12 protein-coding genes are annotated in these 19,211 nt (G+C 66.7%); 8 read left to right on the top strand and 4 right to left on the bottom strand.

Going from position 1 to position 19,211, the window contains the following annotated elements; all coding sequences use genetic code 11:
• The first annotated feature begins 41 nt into the window (after positions 1-41).
• From EDC25_RS05980 to EDC25_RS05950, 7 genes are all read left to right on the top strand, one after another.
• Complete coding sequence (locus tag EDC25_RS05980) at positions 42-749, top strand: response regulator transcription factor (RefSeq protein WP_164484029.1); 708 nt, start codon at positions 42-44, stop codon at positions 747-749.
• A gap of 194 nt (positions 750-943) precedes the next feature.
• Positions 944-4,555 carry a response regulator gene (locus tag EDC25_RS05975; RefSeq protein WP_205984953.1) on the top strand — a complete coding sequence of 1,204 codons (3,612 nt, stop codon included), beginning with the start codon at positions 944-946 and terminating at the stop codon, positions 4,553-4,555.
• A 4-nt stretch (positions 4,556-4,559) separates the two neighbouring features.
• Positions 4,560-5,387 (top strand): CheR family methyltransferase, encoded by an 828-nt coding sequence (locus EDC25_RS05970; RefSeq protein ID WP_123521987.1) that lies wholly within the window; start codon positions 4,560-4,562, stop codon positions 5,385-5,387.
• 2 nt (positions 5,388-5,389) lie between these two features.
• Positions 5,390-5,992, top strand: coding sequence for a chemotaxis protein CheB (locus tag EDC25_RS05965; RefSeq protein WP_123521988.1), 603 nt, complete (start codon positions 5,390-5,392; stop codon positions 5,990-5,992).
• Positions 5,967-6,911, top strand: a complete 945-nt coding sequence (locus EDC25_RS05960; RefSeq protein WP_164484030.1) for a two-component system response regulator — start codon at positions 5,967-5,969, stop codon at positions 6,909-6,911. Before EDC25_RS05965 ends, EDC25_RS05960 begins: the two co-directional genes overlap by 26 nt.
• A gap of 70 nt (positions 6,912-6,981) precedes the next feature.
• Entirely contained in the window at positions 6,982-7,335 is a 354-nt protein-coding gene (queD, locus tag EDC25_RS05955; protein ID WP_123521990.1) for a 6-carboxytetrahydropterin synthase QueD, read from the top strand.
• A gap of 153 nt (positions 7,336-7,488) precedes the next feature.
• Complete coding sequence (locus EDC25_RS05950) at positions 7,489-7,893, top strand: phasin family protein (protein ID WP_123521991.1); 405 nt, start codon at positions 7,489-7,491, stop codon at positions 7,891-7,893.
• 477 nt (positions 7,894-8,370) lie between these two features.
• Here the strand turns inward: EDC25_RS05950 and EDC25_RS05945 are convergent, their stop codons facing one another.
• The 3 genes from EDC25_RS05945 to EDC25_RS05935 form a co-directional block, all read right to left on the bottom strand.
• The gene (locus EDC25_RS05945; RefSeq protein WP_123521992.1) at positions 8,371-10,146 is read right to left on the bottom strand and encodes a hypothetical protein; all 1,776 of its coding nucleotides are present in this window, start codon (positions 10,144-10,146) and stop codon (positions 8,371-8,373) included.
• A 60-nt stretch (positions 10,147-10,206) separates the two neighbouring features.
• Positions 10,207-12,543, bottom strand: a complete 2,337-nt coding sequence (locus EDC25_RS05940) for an Ig-like domain-containing protein (RefSeq protein WP_123521993.1) — start codon at positions 12,541-12,543, stop codon at positions 10,207-10,209.
• Between the two features lie 106 nt (positions 12,544-12,649).
• Positions 12,650-13,420 carry an AMP nucleosidase gene (locus EDC25_RS05935; protein ID WP_123521994.1) on the bottom strand — a complete coding sequence of 257 codons (771 nt, stop codon included), beginning with the start codon at positions 13,418-13,420 and terminating at the stop codon, positions 12,650-12,652.
• Between the two features lie 209 nt (positions 13,421-13,629).
• On the opposite strand from EDC25_RS05935, the gene EDC25_RS05930 reads away from it, so the two are divergent.
• Positions 13,630-16,491: a TonB-dependent receptor plug domain-containing protein gene (locus EDC25_RS05930; RefSeq protein WP_132577306.1), complete on the top strand. Its 2,862-nt coding sequence runs from the start codon at positions 13,630-13,632 to the stop codon at positions 16,489-16,491.
• A 515-nt stretch (positions 16,492-17,006) separates the two neighbouring features.
• Here EDC25_RS05930 and EDC25_RS05925 read toward each other — a convergent pair.
• A complete protein-coding gene (locus EDC25_RS05925; protein ID WP_164484031.1) occupies positions 17,007-19,115 on the bottom strand; it encodes an alpha/beta fold hydrolase in 2,109 nt (702 codons plus the stop codon).
• Between the last annotated feature and the right edge of the window lie 96 nt (positions 19,116-19,211).

The raw sequence follows: 19,211 nt of genomic DNA, 5'->3' as shown, positions 1-19,211 counted from the left end.
CCGTTTGCCCCAAGGGCAATGAACACCGTCCAGAGACATCCGTGAAGACAAACGCCATTCCTTCGCCGGTGCGCATCGCCGTTGCAGAGGATGACGAAATCTTCCGTGAAAAGGTGTTGATTCCCATTCTGCGCAAGAATGGTTATGAAGTGGCCGGTTTTCCCGATGCCGGGTCGCTGTATGCGAACCTCGGCAGCTATACCCCGCATATCGTGATTCTCGATGTCGGCCTTCCTGACGAGAGCGGGCTGGCGGTCGCACGCCGCCTGCGCGTCGATCCGTCCATGCGCATCCTCATGCTGACGGGCCTGCGCGAAGTGCCGGACCACATCCGCGGACTGACCAACGGCGCCGACGCCTATCTCTCCAAGCCGGTGCCGGAAGACCTGCTGGTCGCCACCGTGGAAAGCCTGGTCCGTCGCCTGGACGCGCCCGAACAGGGACCGGTGGGCCAATGGCATACCGATGCCGATGGCTGGCGCCTGGTGTCGCCGGCCGGCCGGAACCTGGACCTGATGGCACTGGAGCGGTTGCTGATCGCGGAGCTGCTGAAGAACGCCGGCACCCCCGTCGATCGCGAAACGCTGATCAACCTGCTTCGCAACGACGATGATGCCGACTTCGATCCCCATCGCCTGGAAATGATCATCCATCGCCTGCGCCGGCGCGCCAGCGGCGCGTTCGGGGCCGAGTTACCGCTGCGTGCCGTCCGCGGTATTGGTTACCTGTTTACCACCGTCCAGGGCTGAATGCCCGGCACGGGCGCCACGCCACCGGGGCGCCTGCACGGCCAGGGTGTAACCTCGTCGCATCCGGGGCTTGCCGAAGGACGTCGATATGGGCAGCCCTGCCTGCGATCCTCACGCGGTCTCACCGTTGCCGCCAAGACATCATAAAGTTCCGGGAGAAACCGCGAATGGAAACACCTGAAGCAGAATCATGGATGAAGAATCTCCCGATCAGCCGGAAGGTATCGCTGGGTGTCATCCTGTTGCTGGTGACATTCGTTTCGGCAGGCGTCGCGACGCTGTACACCTTCGACCGCATCAACGTGTTCCGGGCCGAATCGGCGCAGACATCGGAAACGGTCGAGAAGATCCACCGCACCTCGCGCTTGCTGCGCGATCGTGACGTCGCGGCGAAGAACTACCTCCTGTTCCCGCATGGCGACCGCCGCGCGCGCTACGACAGCTTCGACGGCGTCATCGATGCCGCCCTGGACGACCTCGAGCCGGCGGTGTCCGGCAATCCGGAACAGCTGCAGGTCATCCGCGACCTGCGACGCCTGCTGCTCGACTGGAACAAGGTCGCCGCGCCGCTGATCGAAAGCGTTCCCGCCGACCATGACGCCTACGTCGAATTCATCAGCGAATTCTCGAAAGACAACTTCAGCGGCCTGGGTGACCGCACCGACCAGATGATCAGTCGTCTGGAGTACGCTCTGGATATCGAGATCCTGCAACGCACCGAGGCGTTCCGGCAGGTCAACGCGCTGCAGGAAGCGGTGCGCATGATCGTCCTCGGCAGCCTGGTTGCGGCCATCCTGATCGCCATCCTGATGGGCTGGCTGACCGACCGGATGATCTCGCAGCCCATCCGCGGCCTCGCGCAGCGGATGACGCGCCTGGCGGAGGGCGACCACGAAATCGACATCCCCGGCCTCGGCCGTGGCGACGAGGTCGGCGCCATGTCCAAGGCGCTGGGCGTGTTCCGCTCACAGTCGATCGAGGCGGCGCGCGGCGCATGGATCAAGACCCACCTTTCCGAAATCGGCGTGGCGCTGCCGCGCGGGAACAGCCCCGAGGCGATGGCCGAACTGCTGCTTTCGGAACTGGCCGAGCGTCTCGGCGTGCGTGTCGGCGTGTTCTACGTCCTCGACGAATCGCAGGAGCCGCTGCTGCTGCTGTTCGCCAGCTGGGGCCTGGTCCGTCGCAAGCACCTCGGCAATACGTACCGCCTGGGCGAAGGCCTGGTCGGACAGTGCGCGCGCGAACGCAAGCCGATCACCCTGGAGCAGGTGCCGCACGACTACATCCGGATCCAGTCGGGCACGGGCGATGCGGCGCCAGGTTCGATCGTCGTGCTGCCGCTGGTGACCGACGACCGTCTGCTCGGCGTGCTCGAGCTTGGATTCCCGGGCCGCGTCGACGATGCCAGCCAGACCGTGCTGGAAGAACTGACGCCACGCGTGGCGCTGATGCTCGACCGCCTGACCAAGTCCAAGCAGATGGAAGAGCTGCTGCGGCAGACGCAGCTGCAGGCCATGCGCCTGGAAGCGTCCGAAGAAGAGCTCCGCGGCCAGCAGGAAGCACTGTTCTCCGCGAACGAGGACCTGCAGGCGAAGACCGTCGAGCTGGAGGAACAGTCGCAACGCCTGCAGGCCTCGGAGGAGGAACTGCGCGTCCAGGCGGAGGAGCTGCAGGCCTCGAACGAGGAACTGCGCCTGAAGACGGACACGCTCAACGAGCAGAAGCGCATGCTCGAGGAGCTGCAGGTCGAGACCCAGCGCCGTGCCGAGGAACTGGCCCGCGCCAGCCAGTACAAGTCCGACTTCCTGGCCAACATGTCGCACGAGCTGCGCACGCCGCTGAACAGCCTGCTGATCCTGTCCAAGAGCCTGACCGACAACGAGGCCGGACATCTGGACGAGGAAGAGGTCGAGTCGGCCCGCATCATCCACCAGTCCGGCGGCAACCTGCTGCGCCTGATCAACGACATCCTTGACCTGTCGAAGATCGAAGCCGGCAAGATGGAACTGTCGTTCGAGGAAATCTACGTCCACGAGCTGGTCGCGGCGATGCGCGTCAACTTCCGCCCGGTCGCCAACGAGAAGGATCTGGAGTTCATCGTTGAAGTGGAGGACGATCTGCCGGAGACCTGGCAAAGCGATCCGGTCCGCGTCGAGCAGATCACCAACAACCTGCTCAGCAACGCCTTCAAGTTCACCCACCAGGGCCATGTGAAGCTGCGTGTCGAACGCCCCGACGCGGCCCTGGCCGCCCGCGCCGGACTGGCCGGTGTCGAGGCCCTGGCCTTCCGCATCATCGATACCGGCATCGGCATCGAGAGCCAGACCATGCAGCGCATCTTCGAGCCGTTCGAACAGGCCGATGCCAGTACCAGCCGCCACTACGGCGGCAGCGGCCTGGGCCTGTCGATCGCGCGGCGCCTGGCGCAGATGCTCGGCGGCGCCCTGGTCGCCGACAGCGAAGCGGGCAAGGGCAGCGATTTCGCCCTGGTGCTGCCGCTGAAGCAGCGCGACGGTGAGCAGGCCACTCGCATCGTCAGCATCGAGCCGCCGCAGGAACGGCCGCAACCGCAGGCGCCCCGTCCGGCGCCGCGCGCCGCTGCCGCGCCGCCGCCCAAGCGGCACGGCGTCGTTGACGATCGCGAGGCGATCGGCGTCGGCGAGGTGGCGATCCTGGTGATCGAGGATGACGAGCGCTTCGCCAAGATCCTTGTCGACATGATCCGCAGGAAGGGCTACCGCGCACTGGCGGCGGATTCCGGCGAGTACGGCCTGGAGCTGGCGCGGCAGTATTCCCCGACGGGCATCATCCTCGACGTCGGCCTGCCGGGCATGGATGGCTGGGAGGTCATCGAAGCGCTCAAGGCCGACCCGACCACGCGCGGCATTCCCGTGCACTTCATTTCCGGCCAGGACGAGTCGGGCCGTGGCGAGGAACTGGGTGCCGTCGGCTTCCTCACCAAGCCGGTGGATCGCAACGCGGTGTTCACCGCCCTCGACCGCCTGCTCGCGCACGCGCAGCATCGCGAGCGCCACGTGCTGATCATCGATGCCGACGAAGCATCGCGGCAGTCGCTGGCGGGCCTGGTCCGTTCCGACCAGGTGAGCATCAGCGAAGCCGGCAATGCCGAAGAGGCGCTGTCACGGCTGAAAGAAGGTCGCCCCGACTGCATCGTCCTCGACATGAACCTGCCGGGCGCATCGGCGCTGGAGTTGCTCGAGCAGGCGGCCCAGGCCGGCCCGCTGCCGCCGGTGGTGATCTGCTCCGACCGCGAGCTGCGCGCCGACGAAACCCTGCGCCTGCGCCAGTACACCGACAGCATCGTCATCAAGGGCGGGCGCTCCGACGAGCGACTGCTCGACGAGATCAGCCTGTTCATGCACAGCATCCGACCCGCCGGCAGCACGCCGGGGCGGCAGACCGATCCGGAGCTGACCGGCCGCACCGTGCTGGTCGTCGACGACGACATGCGCAACGTCTTTGCGCTGTCGAAGACCCTGCGCAATCGCGGAATGAACGTGATGATGGCGCAGGACGGCGAGAAGGCGCTGCGCCAGCTGCGTGACAATCCCGGCATCGAACTGGTGCTGATGGACATCATGATGCCGGGGATGGACGGCTACGAAACCACGCGCGCCATCCGTGCCCAGCCCCGGTACAGCAAGCTGCCGATCATCGCGGTGACGGCCAAGGCGATGCCCGACGACCGCGACAAGTGCCTGAAGGCCGGCGCCAGCGACTACCTGGCCAAGCCCATCGACGTCGACAAGCTGGTGTCCATGATCCGCGTCTGGCTGCAGTCCTGAGGCCATGTTCCGTTCCAGCATCGAGGACATCGAGATCGAACTGTTCGTGCACGCCCTCAAGCGTCGCTTCGGACACGATTTCAGCAACTACGCGCCGGCGTCGCTGAAGCGGCGCGTGCGCCTGCTGGCGCGCCAGTTCAAGTGCGACCACATCTCCGACCTGGCCTCCAAGGTGCTGCACAACCCGCAGCTGCTGCCCGACGTCATCGCCGGGCTGTCGGTACCGGTCTCGGAGATGTTCCGCGACCCGCCGGTGTTCCGGGCGTTGCGTGACGAGGTGCTGCCGCGTCTGGCCTCGTATCCCGAGATCAACATCTGGCAGGCCGGCTGCGCCTTCGGGCAGGAGGTGTATTCACTCGCCATCCTGCTCAAGGAAGCCGGGCTGTACGAGCGTAGCCACATCTACGCCACCGACTTCAACGACGTGGCGCTGGCGCGCGCACAGGAAGGCATCTTCGCCGCCCGTGATGCCAAGCTGTATTCGCGCAATTACCAGGAGGGCGGCGGCACGCGTTCGCTGTCGGACTATTACCACGCCCGCTACGAGTTCATCAAAATGGATGAATCGTTGAAGGAGCGGATCACCTTCGCCAACCACAACCTGGTCTGCGACAGCGTGTTCTGCGAGGCGCACCTGATCATCTGCCGCAATGTGCTGATCTACTTCAACGACGAACTGCAGGACCATGTGCTCAAGCTGTTCAGCGACAGCCTCGTTCGTGGTGGTTACCTGTGCATCGGCAACCGCGAGAACATCCAGTTCTCCGCGAGCGCCACCGACTTCATGGCGATCGACCGGCAGAGCCGCATCTATCGCCGGATGCCGCACTGAACATGGATTCGCCGCGCCCCACCTGCATCGTCATCGGCGCGTCGGCGGGCGGCATCGGCGCGCTCCGCATCCTGCTGTCGCGAATGGACCCGCGTCTTTGCGCGATGATCGTCATCGTCAGCCACACCGGCTCAACGGACATGCGCAATTTCTGCGACGTGCTGGCCGAGCAGTCCGCCCTGCCCATCGAGGAAGCCTGCGAACGCACGCGACCGCAGCCCGGCCACGTCTATGTCGCGCCCAGCGGCTATCACCTGCTGTTCGAACCGGATGGCCGTTTCGGCTTTTCAGTCGATTCCAAGATCGGCTTTTCCCGCCCTTCCATCGACGTCCTGTTCGAGTCGGCCGCCGAGGCCTTCGGACCGACGCTGGCGGCGATCGTGCTGACCGGCGCCAACAGCGATGGCGCCGCCGGCCTGCTGCGGGTGCGTGAACTGGGCGGCCTGGCCATCGTCCAGGACCCCGATGACGCCGAGATCGACACCATGCCGCGCGCCGCGCTCGAGCTTGCCGGCGCCGACCATTGCCTTGACCTCCGGTCGATGGCCACCCTCGTCAACTCCCTCTGCGGGCCCCGAGATGAAAGCGAAGATCCTCTCCGTTGACGACAACCCCGCCAACCTGATCGGCGTGCGCCGCCTGCTGGAGAAGGTGGACGGCGTCGAAATCGTCGAGGCACGGACCGGCAACGAGGCACTGGCGGCGACGCTGGACCACGACTTCGCGCTGATCCTGCTCGACTTGCACATGCCGGACATGAGCGGCTTCGAGGTCGCCGCCTTCCTTGCCCAGGAAGAGCGCACGCGCGAGACACCGATCGTCTTCGTCACCGCCACCCACGCTGACGAACTGCATGAAGCGCGTGGTTACCGTTCCGGCGCCGTCGACTACATCACCAAGCCGCTTGACGAGCGCATCCTGCTCTCCAAGGTGCAGGTGTACCTCGAGCTGCACCGGGTCCGGACCGAACTCCGGCAGGTCCGCGAGGCGCTTGCGGCCTGTGCGCACCAGTGCGAGAAGGAGGCCGAAGAGCGCCGCCGCAGCGAGGCGCACGCCATGCATCTGGCCTGCCACGACGGCTTGACCGGGCTGGCCAACCGGCGCCTGTTCACCGAACGCGGCGCCGCAGTGCTCGCCAGGCTGGAAGCGGCGCATACCGCGGCGGTGGTCCTCGTCGATCTGGTCCGCTTACGCGACGTCAACGCAAGGCACGGACTGGGCGCGGCCGACCGCGTCCTGGTCGTGATCGCCAGGCGCCTTGCGGCGACGATCGCCGACGACGCCCTGCTCGCCCGCATCGGCAGCGACGAATTCGGCATCCTGCTGCCCGATGTCGATACCGCCGCCCTGGACGGGACCATCCTTCGCATTCGCCGCGCCCTGGAATCACCGATCGATGTCGGCAGCGGCCTTGATGGCGTCGCCCTCTGCGCCCGTATCGGCGTGGCGGTGGCCGCGGATCCGGAGGCCTCCTTCGAGCAGATGCTTGTCCGCGCACGCCAGTACATGGACGACAACGCCTGATCCGCCTGTCCTGGCCGGTACGCGGCCGGATCGCCCGACGGCCGCGGCGCCGCCCGGCTAAACTTCCGCGATGGACATCTTCAAGATCTTCACCATCGAGGCGGCACACCGGCTGCCCAACGTCCCGCCGGGGCACAAGTGCGCACGCCTGCATGGGCACTCGTTCCGCGTCGAGATCCATGTCAGCGGCGAGCCCGGGCCGGAATCGGGCTGGGTCATGGACTTCGCCGACGTGAAGAGTGCGTTCCAGCCGCTTTACGACCAGCTCGACCACCACTACCTCAACGACATCGAGGGACTGGACAATCCGACCAGCGAGCGTCTGGCCGACTGGATCTGGCAGCGCCTGCAGCCACGCCTGCCCGGACTGGCCCGGGTGGTCGTCCACGAGACCTGCACCTCCGGCGCCATCCGCAGCGGTTGACGCGCCGCAATATCCAGGCGAGGATCTTATCCTGTTGTTTCACAAGGTGCTTATCGCCTGCTTGAATGAAATCTGATCAACGATGTTGCGCCGCACAATGGACGCTGGTAAAGTGTTGACCACACCCCGCAGTGCCTATGGAGGCAAGCAACCATGTTCGAGCAGATCAACACCCAGTGGGTCAATCTTGGCAAGCGCTTCGCCGACACCGCCCTGAAGGCGCACGGCCTGGCCGTCGAAGGATTCGAGAAGACCCTGAACCTCAACCTGAAGACCCTGGAAGACCGCGTCGAAGCCACCGTCGGCTTCATCAGCGAGTTCTCCGGCGCCCGTGCCTTCGAGGACGTCAAGGCCCTGTGGCCGAAGGGCGTCAGCCTGGCCAAGGAATCGGCCGAGAAGCTGGTCGCCGTCGGCCAGGAAGTCATCGCCGTGACCGTCAAGACCAACGAAGCCATCGGCGCCCTGTACGCCAGCGACGTTGAAGCCGCGACCTCGACCCTCGAGGCGCAGGCCAAGGACGTGTCGGCCAAGGTCCGCAAGGCGACCGCCGGCAAGTAATTCAAGCTGGGGATGGCGTCGCTTGGCGCCGCTCAATCCCAGGGTGTCGCGGATCGGTCGATCCTCCCTCGACCTGTAAGACCGCGGCACCTTTTCGCAACCGGCGCAGCCTCCCCTGCGCCGGTTTTTTTGCGCCGCCGATTGGCGCAAGCGGAGCCCGCTTCCCCGCCATCCGCATCGATTACTCGATGCACCGGACGCAGCGGTCGTGCCACGGGCATCGCTGCACCCATGCGTGCCAGCAGGACCAGACCGGCCGAATCCCGGATCCGGCGATTTCACCATCACCACGCCGGCCTTCGGTCCGGTTCCTGTCGCGCCGGCCATGGCCGCGCTGCCAGCCGGGCAGCGATTGCATGGCCGGCGCGGGACGAACCCCGGCTCACCGGAATCCGGCCAGGCTTGGCGCGCCCATGAAAAAGCCCCGCTGCGGCATTTGCAGCGGGGCCATCCGGGACGCAGGGACTGTCGGGTCGATCAGCGCCGAACGCGCATCACCTGCAGGAACTCCAAGCCGCGATCGACCGGCACCAGGCTGCCGGCGGTGTAATCGACGGCATCGTACATCGAATTGAAGGCATCGCCGAACCGCTGTATGTAGCGCTGCACCGTCTCGGAGCGTTCACGGCCGCGCTGGCGTTCCAGCTTGCGCGCCTTGTCCTCGTCGTTCATCGCCCCCGGATCGCCGTCCCAGATCTGGTCCAGGGCCGACTCGGTGATGCTGTTGACGATCTCGCTGTACTTGCGCATCAGTCCGCCGTAGAAGGCGCCCTGGTAGCTGAAATGGAGCAACGGCGGACGTGCCGGTGCGGCAGCGCCAAGGAAAGCGGGTACCTGCGCTTCCGCCCCTTCGCCAACGCCGATGGCCAGCGCCACGTCGTTCAGGCCGATCCAGGATGGCGGCGCATCCTCCAGACCGTCTGCGGGCAGACGTTGCGGCGCGGCGCCCGGTGCCAGTTCCAGGCTCGACAGCTGCGGCACGAAGCTCTTCAGCATGCCGATCAGGCCTAGCGGGCTGGGCGAAGCGATGACCACCGCACCTTCAATGGATTGCGTGTCGGGCGTCGTGTCGAGCCAGTCCAGCCGCTGCAACACGACGCGCATGCCGGTGAACCAGCCGGCGGCCGCGTAGAGGCCGGCGGTCTGCCGGCCGATGTCGCGCGCACTCGCGTTGAGATCGGCAAGTTCCGGGCAGCGATACGGCTCCGCGGCCACCGCATTCGCCTGCACCTGGATGAACTCGGCCAGTTTGTCGAGCTTGAGGCCGAAGCCGAATTCGGTCGGCATGCGGCCGTCGAAACCGCCGAGTCCCGGCACGGGCGCCACCATGTCCTTGAAAGCCTGGGCGACCGCCGGCTTGAGTTCGATCAGGCTGTGGCTGTCCATGCCGGTGCCGTCGATGCGGGTATAGCCGCCGATGATCCTCGGCAGGTGTTCGACCATGCCCATCAACTCGGCGCGGCAGACACTGCTCAGCGCAGCGCCGTCACGGCCGAGCTTGCGGCTGAACCAGGTGTCGTTGCCGTCGGTGCCCAGCAGCGCCGTCGCCAGCCGCCGGTTGTCGAGCAGCACGGTGCCATAGGGCGTGTAGCCGAATTCGCGGTTGAGCTGCTGAAGCGTGCCGGCATCGGCCAGGCTCCTGGCGGGCTGGCGCAAGCCGAGCAGGTCCGGCAGCGCGGCAACTTCCGGTCCGGCGTCGAGGGTCAGGACCAGGTGCTGGTCGATGATGGCCATCACCACCGCGAACGAGCCGCTTTCATCCGGCGCCATCCGCCAGTAGGTCTGGCCGTCGACTTCCGCGGTCGGGATCGCCTTGCCGACAACCGCCTCGATCTCGCCCATGAAAGCGCGAAGCTTCGCGGCATCACCCAGTTCGATACGGACCACCGGCATCACCCCGACGCCGTAGATGGCGGCACGCGCGCGGCGCGAAAAGCCGATGCGCTCCCAGCCTTCAATCGACATCTTGTCGCGTGCCAGGTCGATCAGGCCGATGATCCGGCGCTGCTCTTCCTCCGTCTCGCCGACCTTCCCGACCTCGGCGCGCAACTCGTCGAGCATCGTGCCGTAAAGCTCCCCCACCGGCTTGAGCATTTCTTCGTAGGCCTGGACGGTGGCTTCCGGCATCGCCTCCAGGTTCGCGAACACGTAAGGCGTCTCGGCGGGCACGTAGGCCAGCGGCGATGACAGGTCTTTCTTCGAGGTACTGCAGGCACCAAGCAGGCCCGCAAGCAGCATGACGACGATGCGCATGTGGATGTCCTTGTCAGGAGGTAGTGGCGCGACGACGTGACCGCCGTCGCGCCACCCGGATTACCAGGGCAGGTGGACCATGACGGTGACGGTGGCGCGACCGGTGCCGCCGCGACCGTCCGAGATCTCGTATTCGAAGCTGTCGGACCCGACATAGCCGGGAACCGGCACGTACGTCAGCGTGCCATCCGGATTGATGGTGATGTCGGCACGCCCGCTGTTGTTGATCACCTGGGTGATGGTCAGCGGATCGCCATCGGGATCACTGTCGTTGTGCAGCACGTTGATGACGACGTAATCCAGCTTGAACACGCGCGAAGTATCGTCCACGGCCACCGGCGGGCGATTGGCCGGACCGTCGACCACCGTGATGGTGACGGTACCGGTGGCGCTGTTGCCGGCACTGTCGACGACCGAGTAGGTGAAGGTGTCGGTGCCGATGAAGCCGGCCGCCGGCGTGTACTGCACCTGTCCGTTGGCATCGAACGTCGCGCTGCCGTTACCGGGCTGGCCGATGGCGGTGACGCTGAGCTCGTCGTCTTCCGGATCGCTGTCATTGGCCAGCACGTTCAACGACACCGGCGTGCCGACGGAAGTCTGTGCCGAGTCGGGGTTGGCGACCGGCGGCAGGTTGGCCGGCATGTCGACGGTGATGGTGACGGTCGCCGTCGCCGTCAGTCCTTCCGGATCGGTCACGGTATAGGTGAAGGTGTCCGTCCCGGTGAAGCCGCTGGCCGGCGTGTACACGATGCTGTCGCCCGACACCGTCACGCTGCCGTTGGCCGGCTGCGAGGTCGATGTGATGGCCAGGCTGTCGCCATCCGGATCGCTGTCGTTGGCGAGGACCGGGACGGTAACGGCCGTATTGACCGGCGTGACCGCGCTGTCGTCCACGGCGACCGGGGCCTGGTTGATGTACTCGCGGGGCCCGACGTGGGTGGTGATTTCCTCGCGCTGGATGCGGTAGGTGTCCACTTCGCGCTTGTGCGCCGGCGGATTGCGCAGGGCGCGCTCGATCCATGCGGCCGGTGCCGGCACCGGCTCGCGCTTCCATTCGGTGATGGTGCGCGTGACCGGCGGCGGCGGCGGCGCGGTGCTTTCCTCGACGGTGACGAACGACAGCTCGACGCGGCGATTGCGCGAACGGTTGTCGGCGCTGTCATTGGCGAAGCGCGGCGACCGCTCGCCACGACCGCTGGCATGGAGGATGCCGGCGGGCACGCCCTGGCCGGCCAGCCAGTCACGGACGGCCGCGGCGCGGCGCTCGGACAGGCCCTGGTTGTAGTTCTCGGTGCCGATGTCACAGGTGTGGCCGACGATCTCGACGGCGCCGACGTTGCTCTCGCGCAGGCGCTGCACCAGCGGGGCCAGTTCCGCCTGGGCGGCCGGCGTCAGCATGGCGCTGTCGAAGGCAAACAGGGCTTCGCCGCTCAGCGAGACCTCGTTGCGGATCACCTGCGGTTCGGCCAGCGGTGCCGCCTCGGTGATCTCGCGGCTGATCTCGACGTCGCGGTAGGGCTCCACCGGGCGGTAGGGCGTTCCGAAGTCATAACGCCAGAGCAGGCTCGCACGCGTGTCGTTGCGGTCGCCGCCATAGGCCGGACGGTCGAAGGGACCCTCCTTGCGATGATGCGAGACATTGAGCGCCAGGCTGTGGCTGGACCCGCGGAAGAACTTCTCCACGCCCACCGATGCCGAGGTCTGGCTGGCGGTTTCATCACCGAGCATCGCGTCGCCGCGCTCGTAGTCGAGGCCGCCGCGCACGCGCAGCAGCGCATCCTCGAAGAAGTGGCCGACGCGGAAGCCGATGCCGTCCTCGTACGGGTGCTCGAACAGCTTCGTCACGGTTTCGGTGGTCAGTTCCTGGCGCCAGGGACGACCGCCTTCCACGCCGGTGACGATCTCCGTGAAGATGTCCGTACGGCTCGCCACCAGGCGCTCGTCGCTGAAGGCGCGCGAGTAGTAAAGGTCGAACGAGGTGTTGCGCTTTTCCAGGCCGAAGCCGATGGTGGCCTTGCGGTCGTCGAACACGTTCCGGTCGGCGGCCAGGAACACCTTGCTGACCAGCACGCTGTCGGGCGCGTTGATGGTGTCGTCCACCGTCCTTCCACCCCACAGCCAGTTGTAGGCGAACTTCAGGCCGCCGGCGCCACCCTGTCCGAACCAGCCCTCGCCGAGGAAGGCGCGGGTGCCGTCATAGGCGAAGACGCCGAGGATCTCGCCCAGCACGTCCCCGTCCTGGTCGATGCCCAGGCCGATCCGGCCCTTGTCACCGGTATAGGTGATCGGAACGACGCCGCCGGAGCGATCGGGTTCCGGTGCCGTGGCGATGTCCTGCGCGGTGGCACCGCCGGCCAGGGCCAGCGAGACGGCGGCGGACAGGATGCTGCGGTTCATGGGCCTACCCCTGTGTTTTCAGAATTGGATTATTTTCCGGCATTATGCCGAAAAAGCGCGAAAAGCGCCGTGTTTGCGCCAGATCCCGGGATGTTCCGCCATCCACTCAGAAGCGCAGGTGGCGCACCGACTGGCCTTCGTCCCGGATTTCCTTCAGGGCATCGATGCCGATCCGGATATGGGTCTCCACGAAGCTGCTGGTGACCTTCTGGTCGCTGGCCTCGGTCTTCACGCCTTCCGGCACCATCGGCTGGTCGGACACCAGCAGCAGCGCGCCGATCGGGATCTTGTTGGCGAAGGCGACGCTGAAGAGCGTGGCCGTCTCCATGTCGATGGCCATGCAGCGGGTCCGGCGCAGGTAGGTCTTGAATGCCTCGTCATGCTCCCAGACGCGGCGGTTCGTGGTGTAGACCGTACCGGTCCAGTAGTCGAGGCCGGCGTCGCGGATCGTCGAGGACACCGCCCGCTGCAGGGTGAAGGCCGGAAGCGCCGGCACTTCCGGCGGGAAGTAGTCGTTGCTGGTGCCGTCGCCACGGATGGCGGCGATGGGCAGGATCAGGTCACCGAGCTGGTTCTTTTTCTTCAGGCCACCGCACTTGCCAAGGAACAGGACCGCCTTCGGCTTGATCGCCGACAGCAGGTCCATGATGGTCGCCGCGTTGGCGCTGCCCATGCCGAAGTTGATGATCGACAGCCCGTCGGCGTGGGCGTTCGGCATCGCCTTGTCGCGGCCGACCACCTCGACCTGGTGCCAGGCGGCGAACCATTCCACGTAGTTGCTGAAGTTCGTCAGCAGCAGGTAATCGCCAAATCCGTCGAGGGGCGTGCCGGTGTAACGGGGCAACCAGTTGCCGACGATCTCGGACTTCGTGCGCATGGGCGCTCCAGTATCAGGGAGGAGTAACCGCGCATTGTAATCCCGCCCCACCGACTGGTGCAGGGTTGGCATTCCTTCTGTGATGCAGTCAACTTGGAAAAGTGCCACGTTTCAGTCATAAACGTCGCAGCCCTCGCGGCCGTCGGAACAGTTGGCCGCCCGCGCGGGAGATCCGGCCCATCCACATGCACACCACACAGGGGAATTCCATGTCGCAGATCCGCGTCAGGCGGCTGTCGCTCGCCGTCCATACCGCACTCCTTGGCGTCTTCGCCGCCGCGCCCGTCCTGGCCCAGTCCGACGAAGTCATCCTCGACCGCGTCGAGGTCACCGGTTCGCGCATCAAGAAAGCGGCCATCGAAGGCCAGACACCGGTGATGACGCTGACCCGCGAGGACATCGCGCGTTCGGGCCTGACCTCGGTCGGCGACATCGTGCAGCAGCTGACCGGATCCGGCTCGTCGCTCAACACCCGCTTCAACTCCAGCGGCAACTTCGGTTTCGCGCCGGACGGCGGTGGCGTCGGCGCCGGCTCGGCGACGGTCGACCTCCGCCACCTGGGCGCCAAGCGCGTCCTTGTCCTCGTCGACGGCATCCGCTGGGTCAACGAGGCCTCGGCCTCCGGCGTATCGGCCGCGACCGACCTCAACACGATCCCCGTTGCCATCATCGAACGCATCGAGGTGCTGGAGGACGGCGCCTCGTCGATCTACGGCTCCGATGCCATCGCCGGCGTCGTCAACATCATCACCCGCAAGCAGTTCGATGGCGCTTCCGTGTCGGTCTACTACGGCGAATACCAGGAGGGCGGCGACACCAGGTCGGGCGACTTCGCCATCGGCGGCTCCGGCGACCGTTACAGCTTCTTCCTCGGCGGCAGCTACACCGAACAGAGCGGCATCTCGTCCACGCGCTACCGCCACGCCGCCGTCCCGGTTCCCGGCACCGGCCTGACCTTCGGCTCCTCGGCGACGCCGAACGGCCGTTTCATCTTCGTCGATCCGGACGGCGACGTGCGCAGCATCACCACGCCCAACGGCAGCTTCTTCCCGAACGGTGCCAGCTACCCCGATGACTTCATCGGCTTCGGCACCGCCAACCGCTTCAACTTCGCCGAATACAACCTGATGTTGACGCCGAGCGAACGCAAGGGCGTGTTCGGGCAGGCGCGCTTCAATGTCACCGACAACGTCACCTGGTACGTACGCACGCTGTTCAACAACCGCAAGTCGCTCAACCAGGCGGCGCCGGAACCGATCTTCCTCGGCCCGGACGCCGGCACCGGCAATCCGTACGCGGACGACATCTTCATCTCGGCCAGCAACCCCTACAACCCGTTCGGCTTCGACCTGATTTCCTCCGGTCCGGGGGCCAACCTCATCATGATCGGCCGGCGTCCGGTCGAAGGCGGAGCCCGCCGCTTCTACCAGGATGTCGACACCTGGTATGTCGCCACCGGGCTGGAAGGCGCATTCGAGGCCGGCGACCGTTCGTTCTTCTGGGACCTGAACTTCGTCGCCAGCGACAACAAGGCCGACCAGACCAACCATGGCAGCTACAACATCCGCCGCATCAACATGGCCCTGGGACCGCTGGCGGCCTGCGAGGCCGATCCGCAGTGCGTGCCGCTGGACATCTTCAACGGCGTCGGCTCGATCACGCCGGCCATGCTGGGCTACATCCAGCCGATCGTCCGCGACGGCAGCGAGAACAGCCTGCGCCAGGTCTCGGCCAACCTGTCCGGCGACCTGTTCGACCTGCCGGCCGGTCCACTGGCCTTCGCGACCGGTATCGAGCACCGCAAGCTCGATGGCAGCTACACGCCGGACGCGCTCACGGTGGCCGGCGAGTACAACGGCGTGCCTTCGCTGCCGACGTCCGGCGAGTACGACGTCAGCGAGTATTTCCTCGAGTTCAACATCCCGGTCTACGCCACCGCTTCCAGCCAGCTCAACCTGAGCGCCGCCGGCCGCTATTCGGACTACTCGACCTTCGGCGGCGAAAGTACCGGCAAGCTCGGCTTCCGCTGGCAGTTCGGCGATGACCTGGTGTTCCGCGGCAGCGTCGCCGAAGGCTTCCGCGCGCCCTCCATCGGCGAACTGTTCGGTTCCACCAACCGCTTCGACGCGACGATCACCGATCCCTGCCTGATCGGCCTTGACGGTTCTCCGCCGGGCGGCAACGCAGCCAACTGCGCCCAGCTGGGGGTGCCAGTCGGCGCCGAGCAGGCCAACAGCCAGATTTCGGTGAACACCGGCGGCAACGCCAGCCTGAATCCTGAAACCTCCGACAGCGCCATGCTGGGCCTGGTCTGGAGCCCGGCCTTCGGCGCCAACACCTCGTGGTCGGAGCGCTTCGACATCGAGCTGACCTGGTACCGGCACAAGATCGAGAACGCGATCCAGGCGCCGGACGCGCAGACCCAGCTCAACCGCTGCGTGGAAACGCTGGATCCGTTCTACTGCGACGGCATCACGCGTGCGAGCACCGGCGGCATCAACGGCTTTGCCAACCAGCTGCAGAACCTCGGCACCATTGAAACCGACGGCCTGGACTTCGACGTCTTCTGGACCTTCCCGGCGTTCGACTGGGGCCAGTTCCGCCTGGCCTGGCAGAACACCTGGGTCAACGATTTCGAAGCCCGGAACGAAGTGGGTGACCTGGAACCGCGCGGCGTCGGCATCGAGGTCAACGACAGCGCGATCCCGGAGTGGACCTCGAACCTGTCGCTCACCTGGCGTCTGGGCGACTTCTCCGCCGGCTGGACCGTGCGCCACATCAGCGACATGGTCGAGGACTGCGGCGATGCCTGGAGTTTCGAGCTGTGTTCGAATCCGGACGCAGCCAGCGAGTCCGGGACCAACCGCTTCGGTTCGACCACCTATCACGACCTGCAGGCGACGTGGAACACCGACTGGTTCAGCGGCACCTCGTTCACGCTCGGCGTTAACAACGTGTTCGGCAAGGAACCGCCGGTGTGCCTGTCCTGCTCGTTGAACGGCTACGACCCGTCGAACTACGACCTGCCGGCCGGACGCTTCATCTACGCCCGCGCCGAGATCAAGTTCTGATCACGCAGCGGGCCGGCATCGGGATGGACCGTCCCGGTGCCGGCCCGCCTGCAGTCGTCCACCAGGACCCTGGCGCCGCCGTGCTGCCCAGGCGCGCGGCGGTCACTCCGCCCCGCGTCGGAAACACCGGCGTGTCCGGGCGGGCCGCGGTCGTACCGCCGCCCCGGTCGCGGCCACTGGATCGACCTGGCCACCCGTTGGCGGCGCCAACGCCATGACCGCGTGGCTGCTTCCGGCACGAAGAAGGGCGCCAACGTCGGGCACACGACGCATTCGCGCCTGCTCGCCTGCGTGACTGCTCGCCTGCGTGACTGTCGCCTGCGGGACGGTTCACCTGGTCGCCTGTTCGCGTACTGACCCGCAAGGGGCGGGTGCGGCTGCGGGCGGGTGGCACGGCAGGTCCCCCAAGGCTGCAAGGATGACCCGTGCGCATGCCCGTTGCATCAGCGCAAGGCGCGGCCTTCCGCGCACCGCCGGCCATCGGCCGGGCTGCGCGTGCACACGCAGCCCTCAGGTCACAGCGGCCACAGGTCCCAGAGCCATCCGAAGATCGCCAGTCCGATCGCGGCCAGCGCGACCAGCGTCGCAGCGATGCGGCGCGCTGGTCCGGCCACCGATCCGAACACCGCCCACAGCAGCGTCAGCACGCCGAGGACCCCGGCCACCGGGCCCAGCCAGGCGAACCAGCGTGCCCAGCCGACCATTCCGAACAGCAGGAACACCGGCGTCATCTTGAAGCTCACGGACGCGGCCACCGCCAGGCCTGCCGCATGCAACGTGCCGGCCAGTGCGGTGAGGCCGGCCAGCCAGCGCAGGATCGTGCCGGGACGTCGCGGCGCCCGGTCGATGATGCGGCCCAGCCAGCCGAACACGAGCGACAGCAGGCCGGTCACCAGTACCAGCAGCGAGGTGCCGATCCAGACACCGTAGGGCGCCAGCGCCTTGCGGTCCTCGGCCGCCTGCGCCACCAGCTTGGCGAAGGCACCGGTGGCGAAATAGGGCGCCACATAGGTGGCTGCCTTCGCCTCGCTGGCGCAGGCTTCGTCCAGCGGCGCGCCCGGGTCGTCGAAGTAGCGGTTGAGGAAGCGTCCACCACACTTGGCCGAACGCGTCGCGCCGTGGCCGGCATGCGGGAATTCCAGCAGCCGGCCGTTGCCCAGGCCCGGCATGATGTATTCGGCCAGCGGCGTCGGCGTGACCGGGTCCCAGGCGCCGTTGGTCACGACCACCGGCAGCGTCGTCTGCAGCGGCGCATAGTCGGCCGCGTCGCGCGTCGGCAGTCCCGCGGCGGCGCAGGCCTCGGCCATCTCCACGAACAGAGCGTCCTCGCCCAGCATCGCCTGGGCCAGCTCGGGATGCTTGCGGCGTTCGTCTTCGGCCACCTCGACCAGGCCATCGACATAGCCGTCCTGGCAGCGGATCGCCAGCGACATGCCGGCGCCGAAACGGGATTCGACCTGTTCCATCGAGTCGGCCAGCGCCAGCGCGCGGAACAGCCGCTGGTCACGCGTCTCCACCGCCCGCGTCAACCCGTCGATGACCGCCGGAATGGCCGGATGGGCCTTGTCGTCGTAGAGCAGGCTGAAGGGAATGCCGGCGACGATGTCGGCGAACAGGAAGGCGCGTCCGGTCGGCCAGGTCTCGTTCGGTCTGACGGTGAGGCCAACCGGCTCGTCGAGCATCGAGCGGATCGCGGCGAGATAGCGCCGCGGCTGGTCCGGATAGGCTTCAGCGCAGGCCGGTTGCCCGCCGCAGGCGGCAGCCAGGCGGTCGAGGTCGCGCTGGTACCAGCTCGCCACGCGCATCAGGTCGCCGATGTCGAGCGGCACGATGCCGTCGATGGCCAGCGCCTTGATGCCGTCCGGATCGACCTTGGCGTAGGCCTGCGCCAGCACCGATCCGTAGGAAATGCCCCAGACGTTCCAGCGCTCGAAACCGAGCGCCTGGCGCAACGCGCGCACGTCGCGCGCGTTCTCGAAGGTGTTGTAGCCGCGCAGGTCGATGCCCTGGCCACGCGCAAGGTCGACGCAGGCACGCGCGTGCGCGAACACGTTGCGCTGGTGGTCGGTGAACTTCTCGTGCACCTGGTCGGCGCGGTTGCGGACGTTGAAAAACGGACAGAAGCGCGTCGAGGCGCCGATACCGCGCTGTTCAAGGATGTAAAGGTCGCGCTGTGCGACGATGCCGTGGTCCTTGAGCTTGCCGACGTAGTATTCGGCGCCCATGCCCGGGCCGCCGGTAAGGTAGACCACCGGGTCGTCGCGCTTTTCCACGGCATTGCCGTCGGCGTCCTTGCCGGTGGCGAGAATGCGCACGTAATGCAGTTCGATGCTGCGGCTGCCGGCGACCTCGCGGTTTTCCGGCACCTGGATCAGGCCGCACTCGATCGCACCCGGTTCGTACTCGATGACGCCGCGGAAGGGACAGACCACCGTGTCGGGGGTCGGCCTGCGCAGCCATTCCATCGCTGCCGGAGCCGGCGTGAAAGGCGCCTCGGCGCCGGTCAGCTGCGCAGGCGCGATCACCATCGGCCCGGCTGGCGTCGCCGTGGAATCGGGCTCCTGCGCCGTGGCCAGGCCATGGTGCAGCAATCCCGCCAGAATCAGGATGAACGACGCGCGCATGTGGGCTCCCCGGGTTGACGTTTCGCCGCGCATGGTACGCCGGCCGGCGCAGGCCGACACCTCCCGTCCAGCCACGTAGCGCCCGCTCGGCAATAA

This window comes from Pseudofulvimonas gallinarii (assembly GCF_004343305.1).
GTDB lineage: Bacteria > Pseudomonadota > Gammaproteobacteria > Xanthomonadales > UBA2363 > Pseudofulvimonas > Pseudofulvimonas gallinarii.
This window is presented reverse-complemented; position numbering and strand designations above follow the sequence as displayed.

Excerpts from the sequence above, each read along its gene's own strand:
- EDC25_RS05975 (WP_205984953.1), top strand. The coding sequence starts at position 944 with ATGAAGAATCTCCCGATCAGCCGGAAGGTATCGCTGGGTGTCATCCTG.
- EDC25_RS05970 (WP_123521987.1), top strand. The coding sequence starts at position 4,560 with ATGTTCCGTTCCAGCATCGAGGACATCGAGATCGAACTGTTCGTGCAC.
- EDC25_RS05965 (WP_123521988.1), top strand. The coding sequence starts at position 5,390 with ATGGATTCGCCGCGCCCCACCTGCATCGTCATCGGCGCGTCGGCGGGC.
- EDC25_RS05960 (WP_164484030.1), top strand. The coding sequence starts at position 5,967 with ATGAAAGCGAAGATCCTCTCCGTTGACGACAACCCCGCCAACCTGATC.
- queD (WP_123521990.1), top strand. The coding sequence starts at position 6,982 with ATGGACATCTTCAAGATCTTCACCATCGAGGCGGCACACCGGCTGCCC.
- EDC25_RS05950 (WP_123521991.1), top strand. The coding sequence starts at position 7,489 with ATGTTCGAGCAGATCAACACCCAGTGGGTCAATCTTGGCAAGCGCTTC.
- EDC25_RS05945 (WP_123521992.1), bottom strand. The coding sequence starts at position 10,146 with ATGCGCATCGTCGTCATGCTGCTTGCGGGCCTGCTTGGTGCCTGCAGT.
- EDC25_RS05940 (WP_123521993.1), bottom strand. The coding sequence starts at position 12,543 with ATGAACCGCAGCATCCTGTCCGCCGCCGTCTCGCTGGCCCTGGCCGGC.
- EDC25_RS05935 (WP_123521994.1), bottom strand. The coding sequence starts at position 13,420 with ATGCGCACGAAGTCCGAGATCGTCGGCAACTGGTTGCCCCGTTACACC.
- EDC25_RS05930 (WP_132577306.1), top strand. The coding sequence starts at position 13,630 with ATGTCGCAGATCCGCGTCAGGCGGCTGTCGCTCGCCGTCCATACCGCA.
- EDC25_RS05925 (WP_164484031.1), bottom strand. The coding sequence starts at position 19,115 with ATGCGCGCGTCGTTCATCCTGATTCTGGCGGGATTGCTGCACCATGGC.